This window comes from Actinomadura darangshiensis, from assembly GCF_004349235.1.
GTDB lineage: Bacteria > Actinomycetota > Actinomycetes > Streptosporangiales > Streptosporangiaceae > Spirillospora > Spirillospora darangshiensis.
The window spans coordinates 56,937-69,316 of sequence record NZ_SMKY01000011.1; the positions used below are offsets into that span (position 1 = coordinate 56,937).

Consider the following 12,380-nt stretch of genomic DNA (forward strand, 5'->3'; position numbering starts at 1 on the left):
CTCTTCGCTATCCGACCTTCTCGGAGGCCGGCGGGGGCACCTGGTCCGGCAGCTCCGGCGGGACGCCCGTCAGCGCGCTCTCGTGCAGCGCTTTGTTGCTCACCGAGACCAGCGCGATCACGGCGGCCAGGAAGGCGAGCACCGCGCACAGGGCCATGGTCTGGTGGAAGGCGTCGGTGAAGGCCGCGCGCCCGTCCGCGACCAGGTCCGCCGCCGTCCCGGGCGGCGCCGACCCCGCCACCGCGTCGATGTTCCCCGCGCTGATCGCGGAACCGGCCTCCGTCGCCCCCGGCCCCAGCCGGGCGCCGGCCGCGGAGTCGCGGAAGGCGGCGATCACCCGGTTCTCGAAGAACGCCCCGGCGACCGCCAGGCCGAGCGCGATGCCCACCTGCTGGAACGTCTCGTTGATTCCGGACGCCACTCCCGCGCGCTCCGGTTCGAAGACGCCGATGGACAGCGCCGCGCGGGTCGGCATGAACAGGCCGATGCCCACGCCCGTCACGACGAGCGCCGGGATCAGCGACGTCCAGCCCGATCCCGCGTCGCTGAGGGACGTCAGCAGCGCGCCCGCGCCGACCGCGGCGACCGCGACCGCGAGCAGGGCCCGGAACGGGACCTTCCGCGGCAGGGCGCCGGCCAGCGCGCCGCAGCAGAACATCGCGATGGTCATGGGCAGGAACCGGAGCCCCGCCTGCCATGCCGAGCCGTTCAGGACGCTCTGCAGGTAGGTCGTCGCGATGAAGATGAAGGGCATCCCGCACGCGTTGACCAGGAGGGTCGCGAGGGACAGCCCGAGGAACGTCCGGTCGCCGAGCATCCTGAGGTCGAACATGGCGCGGCCGCCCCGCGCCCGCGCCATCCCGAGAAAGACGGCCAGGCCTACCGCCGACAGCGCGTAGAGCGCGGTGTTGCCGGCCGAGAACCAGCCGTCGGCGTTCCCGCGGATGATCGCCAGCACGATCGCAGCGAGCGAGACGGTGAAGGCGACCATCCCGGCGACGTCGGGCGGGGCGGGGTTCGCCAGGCGCGACTCGCGCAGCGTGCGCAGGGCCAGCGGGATGAGCACGAGTCCGATCGGCACGTTCATGAGGAAGATCCATCGCCAGCCCGACCCGCTGGTCAGCGCGCCGCCGATCAGCGGTCCGCCGGCGGCGGCGACGCCCGTCGCGGCGCCGAACGCCGCGAACGCCGTCGCGCGCTCCTTGCCGTGGAACTCGTGTCCGAGCAGCGCCGGCCCGACGGCGAACATGACGGCCGCGCCGACGCCCTGCGCGGCGCGGGCGGCGTCCAGCGCCACGATGTCCTGCGCCAGGCCGCAGGCGATGGACGCCGCCCAGAAGCCGGCGAGTCCGGTGATGAAGGTGCGCTTGCGGCCGCCGGCGTCGGCGACGGAACCCGCGATGACCAGAAACGCGGCGAGGGTCAGCGCGTAGGCGTCGAACACCCACTGCAGCTCGCTGAGGTCGGCGTGCAGCGACGTCCTGATGCTCGGCAGCGCGACGGCCACGATGCTCAGGTCGAGGATGAGCATGAAGGCGGCGACGGAGACGATCACGAGCGTCCACCAGCGGGCGGCGGACGGGACGGCGGGCGCGCTCATCCGTTCCGCTCCGCTCCGGCGGCGGTCAGGGCGGCGTCGGCCTCCGCCGCGGCACGATGACCGGAGGCAACGGCGCCGTCCATGTATCCCTGCCAGTAGGTGGCCGTCTCCGTCCCCGCCCAGTGCACGCGTCCCACCGGCTCGGCCAGCGCCGGGCCGAACCCTGTCAGCGCCCCGGGCGGCGCCAGCGAACCCGGGCATCCCCAGACGAACGGTTCCTTGTGCCAGCGGCGCAGGATCACCTTCCGCGGGTTCGCGGCCTCCTCGCCGAAGTACGCGCGCAGGTTGTCGACGACCAGGTCGCGCACCGCCTTGTCGTCGGCATCGTCGAGCCTGCGGGCCGCGTCGCCCTTGACGAAGCACACCAGCACCCCGGGGGCACCGGACTCTGGGGTGTTGTCCCAGACGTTCTGTGCCGGTCCGGTGTCGCTGAGGACGTATCCGGTCAGCCCGGAGTCGCGCCAGAAAGGCCGGTCGTAGACGACGTTGACCTTGATCTGCGCGCCATTGAGCAGGACCCTGGCCAGGTCCGTCCGCCGGGCCGGGAGCGGCGGGTCGAAGACGATGTTCGCGGCGGCGGCGGGAGAGGCGGCGACGATGGCGCGGCGCGCCTCGACCGCCGACACCGCCGTCTCCACCCGTACGCCCTCCCCGGTCCGCGCGATCCGCGTCACGGGTGCGGACAGGGTCAGGACGTCGTCGAGTTCGGCCGCGAGCCGCTGCGGGATCCGCTGGGACCCGCCCTGGACGCGGTACAGCGACGCACCGTCCTTGGTGACGACCACGCGCAGCAACGCGCCGGGCGTTTCGGCGTTGCCGGCCGCCGCGACGAACTTGAGCATGTGCAGCAGCGACAGCTGGTGCGCCTCGCAGGCCTGGGTGCCCCGGACCACGTAGTCGACGATCATGCGAGCGTCCGGTGTCGCGACGATGGTGCCGATCCAGTCGGCGAAACTCGTCCGGTCCCATTCGGTGGCTCGGGCGGCGCACCAGGGGGCGCCGGGGTCGACGTGCCGGGCCAGTTTCTGCAGTTCCTCGATGACGGTCGTGATCTCGTCGAGGGCGTCCTCGGATATCGGGGGGATGGGGCCGGCCGCGGAGTCGTACCGGGTGACCTTTCCGTGCCTGTAGTAGGTGTGGCGGCCCAGCATGTGAGTTCTGTAGGTGCTCAGCCCGAGGTCGCCGAGCAGGGCGAGAATGTTGTCCTGGGTGGGGCCGACCCATTGCCCGCCCATCTCGATCGTCTCGTCGCCGCTGATCGGTGCGCCGAGCACCCGGCCGCCGGCCCGGCCGGACGCCTCTAATATGCGGACGGAACGGCCGCCGCGCCTTAGATCACGCGCCGCCGTGAGGCCGGAGAGACCCGCGCCGACGATCGCGACGTCGACCGTGCCGCGGGGGTCGAACGGAGAATTCGTCATGGTCACTGTCCTGTCTTCTAGGGGCGGTCGGGAGGGACCTCCTGCGAGGTGAACGCGCGGATGGCGCGCGCGAGGACGAGCGGCTGGTCGAGCGGCACGAGCGTGCGGCTGTCCGGCACCTCGGTGAGCCGCCCCTGCGGCAGCAGCTCGGCGAGGCGCCGCCCGTGCTCCGGCGGCATGACCCGGTCCCGCTCGGCCCAGACGACGAGGGCGGGCCGGTCGAAGGCGCGCAGCCGCTCGGCGGCGTCGAGCAGCACCTTGCGCTCCGCGGAGATGCCGCGCAGCACGCGCACGGTGTCGCGCCGGACGTCCGGCTGCGTCAGCACCGGCTTCAGCCAGCGGGCCACTGTCGCGTCGCCGCGCCTGGTCAGCCAGCCGAAGGAGATCGGCAGCCTGCGCATCGGCTTCAGCCGCATCTGCTGCATGAAGACACCGAACACGGCGGGCGGCAGCTTTCCGGTCAGCACGATCGTCTTGCCGGTCAGGCCGGGCGGGAAGTTGCCGAACGCGTCGCAGGAGACGAGGACGATGCTCCCGATGCGGGCGGCCTTCTCGGCGGCGAGGAGCTGGACGACCGCTCCGCCCGTGTCGTTGCCGATCAGGACGACGTCGTGCAGGTCGAGGGCTTCGAGGAACTCCCCGACCAGGCGCGCGATCCCGTGCGGTGTGAGGTCGGTGCCGTCGCGCATCGGGCGGGTGTGGGCGCCCAGCGGCAGCGTCGGCGCTACGCACCGGTGGTCGCCGCGCAGCTCGGCGACGACGTCCGCCCACAGCGTGGCGTCCATCAGCAGCCCATGCAGGAGAACGACGACCGGCCCGTCGCCGCCGGTGTCCTCGAAATCGATCGTGCCGGCCGGAAGTTCGATGCTCTCCACGTGTCACACTCCGTTGGACGTGTCCATTGGCGAAAGGGGCCCGGTTGTCGAATCCGAACCGTTGACACAGTCCAGCATGTCAAGGGGATTGCTCGCCCCCCACCGCCCTTCCGCTGCATATGGCACATATCTGGAGAACGACATTTCGTGGTTCAGCCGGTGTTCCCGGTCCACTTTCATCGCGCGTTCGTGACCGCCGGGGTACTTCCCCGTGACGTACTGCCGCATGTCGCGAACATTGCGCCAGAGCGAGAACGTGCCGATGACGAGCGGCGGGCGGAGCAGAGTGAGCCCGTCCACGAAACCGGGGTGACCGGCCGCCTCGCGCTCGGCGGCGCCGGCGGCCCTGACGAAGCGGAGGAACCGGTTGGCGCGGACCCGGCCCACCGTCACCGCCACGACCGGCAGGTCGCCGGTGGGCCGCTCCCGCCTCGGCAGGTCGGGCAGGCCCGGAAGCTCGCCGATGCTGCGGGCCGGGAGCATCCGCACGCGCCAGCCGTCCTCGTACGGCCGTGCCCGCCGGTGGTACAGGAACCGGTCGAGGTACTCGTCGTCGTCCCATGCGGCGATCAGGGCGACGCCCGTGATGGCGAGCGACGGCAGCATGCCCTTGCGCAGCTCGGCCGTGAGGTAGGTGCGCGCGTAGCGCAAGCCGTCGACGGCGCCGGGGTCGGGCGGACGGCGGAACGCCGTGAGCGCCTTGCCCATCCCTGTCTGGACGATGTGTGCGGAGAGGAGCACGAGGTCACCTTCCTTGCCGTTCTGCGGGCCCCAGGCCGAGGTCGGCCGGGGCTGCGCCTTCGTCGCAGGCCAGGACCTCGGCGGCGGCCCGCCGTCCCGAGTGGATCGCCCCGCTCATGGACCCGAACTCGACCGGCACCGTCTCGGCCCCCGCCCAGTGGATCCGGCCGACCGGCCGCTTGAGCGCCGGGCCGAACTCGGTGTAGAGACCCGGTGGCGCGTACGCGTGGTAGCAGCCCCGGGTGAACGGCTCCGCCACCCAGTTCTGCTCGATGACGTCGAACGGCTCGCCCGCGCGCCGCCCGAACAGGCGCACGAGCTCGGCCAGCACGGCGGCACGGCGGTCCGCGCCGCTCAGCCGCAGCATCCGGCGGGCGGCCGGGCCGGTCACGAACGCGGTGAGGACGCCCGGCGTCCCGCCCGGCGGGCACCCGTCCAGCACCGCCCGCACGGGGCCGGTGTGGCTGATCGCCATCCCGGTCAGGCCCTCGGCGCGCCAGAACGGCTCGTCGTAGAGGGTGAGGAACTTGATCGCCGAGCCGAGCGTCAGGCGCTGGGTGAGCTGGTCGCGGTGACCCGGCAGCGCCGGGTCGTACTCGATGCGTCCCGCCAGCGGGACCGGCACGGCGACGACGACCCGCCGTCCCACGGCCTCGAAGCCTGGGCCGCTCGCCCGGACATGGCCGTCCGCCTGGACGATGCGCCGCACGACCGCACCGGTGTAGGTCTGGTCGGCCACGGTTTCGGCGAGCCGCAGGGCAAGGCCCTGGGCGCCGCCGACGAAGCGGTTCTCCAGCGTGCCGCCGGTGACCGTGGTGGTCGCCCGGAATCCGCCGGTGCCGTTCGAGTAGTTCAGGACGTGCAGGAGGGAGACCTCCGCGGGCGACGCCGCCATCCCGGCCTCGATCACGAGCCGCATCAGCGCGCGTCCGCCCGGCGTGCGGACGTTGCGCCGCGTCCAGGACCACATCGTCTCGTAATCCCACCGGCGCGCGTGGGGCGCCTCCCAGGGCGCCTCCTGCGGCACCTCCCGGCGCATCCTTTCGAGCCGCAGCGCCGCCTGCCCGAAGTCGGCGAGCGCGACCGGGCTTGCTTTGGGGATCGCGCCCCGCCACCGCCTGACCCCGTCCGCGTCGCCGATCAGCTTGAGGCCGGTGTCGTGGACCTTGTGCGATCCGATGCCCACCGACCGGGCCACCTGGGCGCTCACCGAGTCGTGCTGCCCGTGGAACTCGCAGCCCAGCTCGACCACCTGACCGTCGCCGACGGGCCGGCTGAGCGCCCTGCCGCCGAGCCGCGAACGGGCCTCCAGCAGTGCCACCGTCCGGCCCGCCTCGGCCAGCCGCCGCGCCGCCGTGATCCCGGCGAAGCCGGCCCCGACCACCACCACGTCGGCCTCGATCGGGCCGGCGTGCTCCTCGATGTCGTGCATCTCCCCTCCCTACGCGCCTTCGCGGAGGACGACGTCCCGGCCGAGCGCCTCCGCGCGCCGCCGGTCGCCCTTCTTGATCAGTTCGGTGAGCAGGTAGCGGCGCGGCTTCACGGTCGCGGTGCGGTGCAGGGCGTCCGGCGCCACCTCGAACGGCTCCGCCAGCCCGGGGAACTCCGCGGCCGCGGCGCGCCACGCCGCCTCGTCGAGCGGCGTCCCCGCGCGCATGCAGACGACCGGGACGGGCCGCCCCGCGCCGTCCGGGACGATCACGATCTCCGCGGCGCCGGGGAACCGGTCCATGAGCCGGTCCTCGATCCGCAGGCAGCTCTCGACGCCGTCGATGCGGTCCGCGATCCGGTCGAGCACCTCCAGCCGGCCCCAGGGCCCCCGCCGGCCCCAGTCGCCGGTGTCGAACCAGCGGCCGTACCGGCGCTCGGAGAACTTGTCCGGCGTCCCGACGAGCGACAGCACCCGCGCGGGCGTCCGCACCTGGATCATGCCGGGCGCACGCTGCGAGCGGCGGCGCCGTCCCGTCCGGGGGTCGCAGATCCGGGCGCGGACCCCGGGCACCTCCCAGCCGACGCTGCGCGAGTCCCCGGCGCCGTCCCGGCGCGCCGTGCGCCGGGTGTGCAGGCGCACCGACACGACCTGGACCTCGGTCATCCCGTAGCACTGCAGCCAGAGCGGGAGGGTCCGCCCGGACGCGTCGAGCAGCCGCCGCACCGTCCGCGGGTGGATGGCGTCGAAGGTGTTGACGAACATGCGGACGCTCGCGAACGGCCGCGCCGCGTCGCCGGCCAGCCGCTCCCAGCCGAGGAAAGCGTTCGGGTGCGCCTCGACGAGCGTCGGGCGGTAGCGGGCGAACAGGTCGGCGACGGTGTCCCCGTCCGGCCGTCCGATGCCGAGCAGGGAGGTGCCGCGCGACAGCGACGCCATCTGGGTCACCGCGGCCCGCACGTGCACATGGGAGATCGCGCTGGCGAACAGTTCGCCGGGCGCGTGCAGGAGCGGGAAGACCGCCTCCCGGAACGCGGAGAACGTCACGGCCGCGGCCGACGTCTCACCGAGCTTGGACACCCCCGTCGTGCTGGACGTGTGCGTGATCATCATCGGGTCGTCGTCCTTGAGCGGGCTCGGCGCGGGCACCCGTCCGCCCCACAGGTCCTCGACCGGGATGCCGCCGTCCACCGCGCCGATGGCGCGGCAGGACAGGTCGCGCAGCCGCGCCGCGTCGAGCCCCGCGTACCGGGCCGTCTCCGGGTCGGTGATGAGCGCCCGGGGCCGGACCCGGTCGAGCAGGACGTTGATGATGTCCGGGTCCAGGCTCGCCGACAGCAGCGCCGGGATCGCGCCGATCCTCGCCGCCGCCCAGGCGAGCGCCTGCGTGTCGTAGTTGGCGGACTTGACGATCGCGACCCGGTCCCATCTCCCGACGCCCGCGGCGGCGAGGACCGCCGACATCTCCTCGACGAGGATCGCGAGGTCGGTGTAGTCGAGCTCCACCCGCCGTCCGGGATCCCAGTCGAACGGCCGGTCGAGGTAGATCGGCACCGACCGGCCGAAGCGGTCCGCCGCCAGCTCGGCCATCAGCCCGGCGTTGACCGGCCTGCGGAGCGAGACGCGGTTCGGGTGGAGCTGGCCGCGCAGCGTCCGGATCGGGCCCGCGCGCCGCGCGCCGACCCGTATCCGCGACCTCAGCGGGCCCTCCGCGGTGGTGAGCATGGCGGTTCACCCTTCGTCGGACGGGCCGGCCACGGCCGTCATCGGCGGCCCGGAGACGCTCTCGGCCCGTTCCGCACCGGCCCGCATCCGGTACGCGGGCGCGGGGGTGAGGTCGGAGGCGCCGAGGGCCGGGTTGCGGCGCCGCCACCGGCGCCCCGACTCCCGGAGCAGCAGGGACGCGGCCTGCCGGACCAGCGGTGCGCGCCTGGTCCGCGGGGACGCGAGCAGCCGCAGGGTCGCCGTCCCCAGATCGCGCAGCGGGAACACGTCCCCGTAGTCCGCGCGCCGGCTGAACAGGTCGAAGAACCGGTCGAGCTCCCCGGCGTCCTGGAGGCGCCGCAGGGTCTGCGGGATCATCGGCGGGATCGCACCGGCGCAGCCCAGGTTGGCGGCCAGCCAGTAGTGCCCCTCGAAGTGCGCGTCGCGCCACCGTCCCCAGCGGCGCAGGGCCGTGTCCAGGTCGGCGGAGGTTCCGCCGAGCCCTCGGGCGATCGCCGGGGCGAGGGCCTCCACCTGCAGGAACGCGTCGCCGATGCCGCGGCCAAGTGCGGGGTCCTTGAAGTGGCCGGCGTCGCCGGCGAGGACCCAGCCGGGGCCGGACGCCTGCCGGAAGTAGCCGTCGAAGTTCCGGATGCCGACGATCCTGGTCGCCACGCGCGCGCCGGCGAGCGCCCGCGCCGTCGGTTCGCAGCCGCGCAGGTGCGCCAGGAGGCCGCGCTCGGTCTCGGTGCGGAAGTACTCGCGCTCGTGCCCCTCGGGGGAGACGCCGAGCAGGTAGAGCCCACCGTCCGCCGGGCCGCCCCACACCATGCGGTCGCCCCAGCGGTGGAAGACGAACCGGTCGGAGTACTCCGGGTCGGCGCCCTCGAAGAACGTGAAGTAGTACGAGCGCCGACCGGGCTCGACGTTGTACTTCCGGGACGCGCACATGTACGCGACCGTCGAGCGCCTGCCGTCCGCCCCGACCAGCAGCGGCGCCCTCAGGTCGGCCTCCACGCCGCCGTGCCGGACCCGTACCCCTGACACCCGGCCGCGGTCCCACAGCACGTCCACGACCTTCGTGTTCATCCGCAGGTCGGCGCCTGCGTCGGCGGCGGCGTCGGCGAGGATCCCGTCAAGGAGGTTACGGCGCAGGAAGGCCGCCCCTCCGGGGTCGTCGAAGCGCAGCGGAAAGGGGGCGAGGACCTCGAAGCCCTCAAGCCGGACATCCGCCCGCGTGAGGAAGCGGACACCGGTCGCCCGCACTGGATCGCCTACGCCCAATCGCATGAGGAACGTCAGGGCGTCGGCCTCCATGAGATGGGACGAGAGCGTCTCCCTCGGGAACCTCGCCTGCTCGACCAGCGCGACCTTCAGCCCCGCCCGCGCCAGCAGGACGGCGAGCGGTGACCCGGCGCACCGGGCGCCCACGATGACGACGTCGAAGCGTTCCCCCATAAGGCCCTCACTCCTTCGCCGCGCCGGCGGCGGTCACCCTGGCGTCGAGCGGCCGCGGATCGCCGTCCCCCCACGAGATGCCCTGCAGGTGGGTGGTGCGGAGCCCGACATAGTTGAGCTCGCCGTACGGCCCGCCGGTCAGGCCGGTGCCGCCGTGCGTGGACAGCGGGGACACGAACCCGATATGCGAATCGTTGATCTTCAGCAGGCCGCCGTTCGTCACCTGCTCGGCGAACCTGCGCGCGATCTGGTCGTCCCCGCTCCAGAACGAGTTGCGCAGCCCGTAGCCGTTCGCGTTGACGACGTCGATGACCTCGCGCAGCAGCCGGTCGCCCGGCCTGCTCTCCGGCACGATGATCGGCAGCAGCGGGAAGAACGTCTCCTCCTTGACGCAGGACAGCGCGCCGGCCCGGTCGAGGCCGTCGATGCGCAGGACGGTCGGCTCGCAGAACAGCCCGTCGGCGGCCGGCATGCCGTCGACGTCGACCCGGCCGCCCCCGCACAGCACCTCGCCGCCGCCGGTCCTGGCCTCCGCGATGAAGTCGAAGAAGCGGTCCACCTTCAGCACCGGGCTCAGCAGCACGGCAGGGTCCTCCGGATACCCCGGACGGAGCTTGCGGACGCGCTCCAGGACCAGCTCTATGAACGCGTCCGCCACCGCGGGATGGACGATCGCGTACTTCGGCACCATGCAGATCTGGCTCGATCCGTAGAAGCACTCTTCGAGGGCCCGCGCGGCCGCCTCGATGTCGGCGTCCTCCCAGACGACGAAACCGTCGTTGCCGGCCAGTTCGAGGATCGCCTTCTTGCCCTCGGCGAGGCAGCGCTGCCCCACCTGGAGGCCCACCGTGCTGTCTCCGAAGAACAGGATGTCGTCGACCAGCGGACTGCCGATCCAGCTGTTGAGGATGGGAACCGTCGGGCCGCTGATGAGGTTCAGGGTGCCGGGCGGCGCGCTGTACCGGTCCAGGATCGGCGCCATGACGTCCCGGTAGACGAACATCACGCTCAGCGGCGTGGTGCGCGGCGCCTTCACCACGACCGCGTTGCCCGCCAGCAGCGCGAACACCCCCAGGGTTCCGTTGGAGCCGGACGCGTTCTGCGGCGGGTTCACGCAGACGACGCCGTCGGGCTTGCGCACGAGATCGAGCCGGTTGCCGCCGGCCAGGAACGTCTGGCGCAACTGCGTCTCGTACCAGGAGACCGTGGTCTCGTCGGTGCCGCGCAGCATCCCGCTGACCTCCCACTGGGCGAGCCGGCGCGGATGGCCCTCGGCGACCAGGATGTCGATCAGTTCGCCGGTGCGTTCGGCAAGCGTCCGGTTGAAGTCCCGGAGGATGCGGCTGCGCACCTTCAGCGGGAACGTCCCGTACGTCCGGCTCGCCTCGCGTGCGGCGCGTAAGGCGCGTTCGTTGTCTTCGGGACCGCTGCGCGCGCACCGTCCGACGACGTCCTCGTTCGGCTCCACGCCGTCCCGCCCGAGTTCGAGGCCCCGCTTGAGCTTGAACGCGGCCCTGGCGTCCCGCAGGAGGGCCGACGCCCGGATGGCATAGGTCCACCCGGCCCCTTCCACGTCCTCGCCGCCGATGTAGAGCGAATAGGACTTCATACCGCGATTCCCTCCAGTCGGGGAGCGACGAAATCCTCCGCTTCGACGTCGCGAAGCAGGCCCGCGTTGTAGCGGCCGTAAGCCGGCAGATCCAGCAACCCGTGCCCGCTGTAGGAGAAGACGATGGTGGCGTCCCGCCCGGTCCGCTTGCATTCGTCGGCCACCTCGATGACGGCCCGGATGGCGTGCGCGGTTTCCGGCGCGGGGAGATAGCCCTGCAACCGCGCGAATTCGGCTCCCGCCTTGAACACTTCCGTCTGCGGATAGGCGACGGCGTCCAGGAGGCCCTCCCGCCGGATCAGCCCGACCAGCGGGGCGCACCCGTGATAGCGCAGACCACCGGCATGAATCGGCGGCGGGACGAAATCGTGCCCGAGCGTATAAGTGTGGACGCCCGGCGCCCGCCCTTCCGAATCCGCGAAATCGAGCCGGTATTCGCCATGGGTCAGCGGCGCGCACGCCTCCGGCTCGGCGGCCAGAATGGTGATGTCGGCCCCGTTGAGCTTGTCCTCCAGGAACGGGAGTGCCAGCCCGCCCAGGTTCGACCCGCATCCGACCGAGGCGATCAGGTAGTCGGGACTCCGCCCGATCGACTCCAGCTGGCGGCGCGTCTCCAGCCCGATCACGCTGTGGTGCAGCAGGCAGAAGTTGGTGAACGCGCCGACCGCGAGCCTGCTGCCCGCGTCGTCGTGGACGCACTCGATGGCCTCGCTCACGGCCGTCGCCTCGCTGCCCGGGTGGTCCGGCGACTCGCCGAGCAGCCGGCGGCCGAACCGGGTCGCGCCGCCGGGGCTCGGGCGGACCTCGGCGCCGTAGGTCTCCATCAGGTGCCGCCGGTAGGGCTTCTGGTGGTAGCTGGCGCGCACCATGAAGACCAGGAGGTCCAGGTCCATGAGCCGGCAGGCGAGCGCGAGGGCACTGCCCCACTGTCCGGCGCCGGTATCGGTGACCAGCCGCCGGTGACCGTCCCGCTTGGCGAAATAGGCCTGTGCGATGGCGGAATTCAGTTTGTGGCTTCCGGTAGGCGAACTCGCCTCGTACTTGAACCATATCTGCGCCGGCGTGCGCAGTTCCCGTTCCAGCGCCACGGCCCGGATCAGCGGAGTGGGCCGCCACATTCGGTAGGCGTCCCGGACTTGTTCGGGGATGGTGACCCAGCGTTCCAGCGAGCTTTCCTGCCCGGCCATGGCCCGGACCATCAACCGCTCCAGGTACTCGCGCGTCACCGGGGCGCCGGTCGAGTTGTCGATGTACTTCTCGGGCAGCCGCGGCAGATCCGGCAGCACGTTGTACCAGCGGGTCGGGATGTCGTCGATGGAAAGATCGACTCGATCCATCAGCTTCGGGATCTTCATTTTCTCGCCCCCACGCCGGTCGAATCGGCCCCTTTTCCGGCTTTCGATGGGCGACCAACGTACAAACGAGAATGCGCGCCCTACAACCCCGGAAGGGGGGAGCGGCCGTTTTCCGAACTAATTGCGCACTTACCGCGCGCCGGGTTCTGCAACCGCACTTGCTCGGGGGCATGGCCCGGCGGGGTGGG

At 72.4% G+C, this 12,380-nt stretch carries 9 protein-coding genes; all 9 read right to left on the reverse strand.

The features are described from left to right. Window positions 1–7: 7 nt before the first annotated feature. The 9 genes from E1293_RS04550 to E1293_RS04590 are packed head-to-tail and all read right to left on the reverse strand — an operon-like array spanning window position 8 to window position 12,192. A complete protein-coding gene (locus E1293_RS04550) occupies window positions 8–1,600 on the reverse strand; it encodes an MFS transporter (protein ID WP_132194106.1) in 1,593 nt (530 codons plus the stop codon). Next, window positions 1,597–3,021 (reverse strand): flavin monoamine oxidase family protein, encoded by a 1,425-nt coding sequence (locus tag E1293_RS04555; RefSeq protein WP_132194108.1) that lies wholly within the window; start codon window positions 3,019–3,021, stop codon window positions 1,597–1,599. The genes E1293_RS04550 and E1293_RS04555 overlap by 4 nt, the downstream gene beginning before the upstream one ends. A gap of 17 nt (window positions 3,022–3,038) precedes the next feature. Continuing rightward, complete coding sequence (locus tag E1293_RS04560; protein ID WP_132194110.1) at window positions 3,039–3,896, reverse strand: alpha/beta fold hydrolase; 858 nt, start codon at window positions 3,894–3,896, stop codon at window positions 3,039–3,041. Between the two features lie 3 nt (window positions 3,897–3,899). Continuing rightward, window positions 3,900–4,637 (reverse strand): hypothetical protein, encoded by a 738-nt coding sequence (locus tag E1293_RS04565; protein WP_132194112.1) that lies wholly within the window; start codon window positions 4,635–4,637, stop codon window positions 3,900–3,902. Between the two features lie 4 nt (window positions 4,638–4,641). Continuing rightward, window positions 4,642–6,069 (reverse strand): flavin monoamine oxidase family protein, encoded by a 1,428-nt coding sequence (locus tag E1293_RS04570; protein WP_132194114.1) that lies wholly within the window; start codon window positions 6,067–6,069, stop codon window positions 4,642–4,644. Between the two features lie 9 nt (window positions 6,070–6,078). After that, on the reverse strand, window positions 6,079–7,791 hold the full coding sequence (locus tag E1293_RS04575) for an AMP-binding protein (RefSeq protein ID WP_132194116.1): 1,713 nt from the start codon (window positions 7,789–7,791) through the stop codon (window positions 6,079–6,081). A gap of 6 nt (window positions 7,792–7,797) precedes the next feature. Then, a complete protein-coding gene (locus tag E1293_RS04580) occupies window positions 7,798–9,228 on the reverse strand; it encodes an NAD(P)/FAD-dependent oxidoreductase (protein WP_132194118.1) in 1,431 nt (476 codons plus the stop codon). A gap of 7 nt (window positions 9,229–9,235) precedes the next feature. Beyond that, window positions 9,236–10,837 carry an aldehyde dehydrogenase family protein gene (locus E1293_RS04585; protein ID WP_132194120.1) on the reverse strand — a complete coding sequence of 534 codons (1,602 nt, stop codon included), beginning with the start codon at window positions 10,835–10,837 and terminating at the stop codon, window positions 9,236–9,238. Beyond that, a complete protein-coding gene (locus E1293_RS04590) occupies window positions 10,834–12,192 on the reverse strand; it encodes a TrpB-like pyridoxal phosphate-dependent enzyme (protein WP_243716017.1) in 1,359 nt (452 codons plus the stop codon). The genes E1293_RS04585 and E1293_RS04590 overlap by 4 nt, the downstream gene beginning before the upstream one ends. Between the last annotated feature and the right edge of the window lie 188 nt (window positions 12,193–12,380).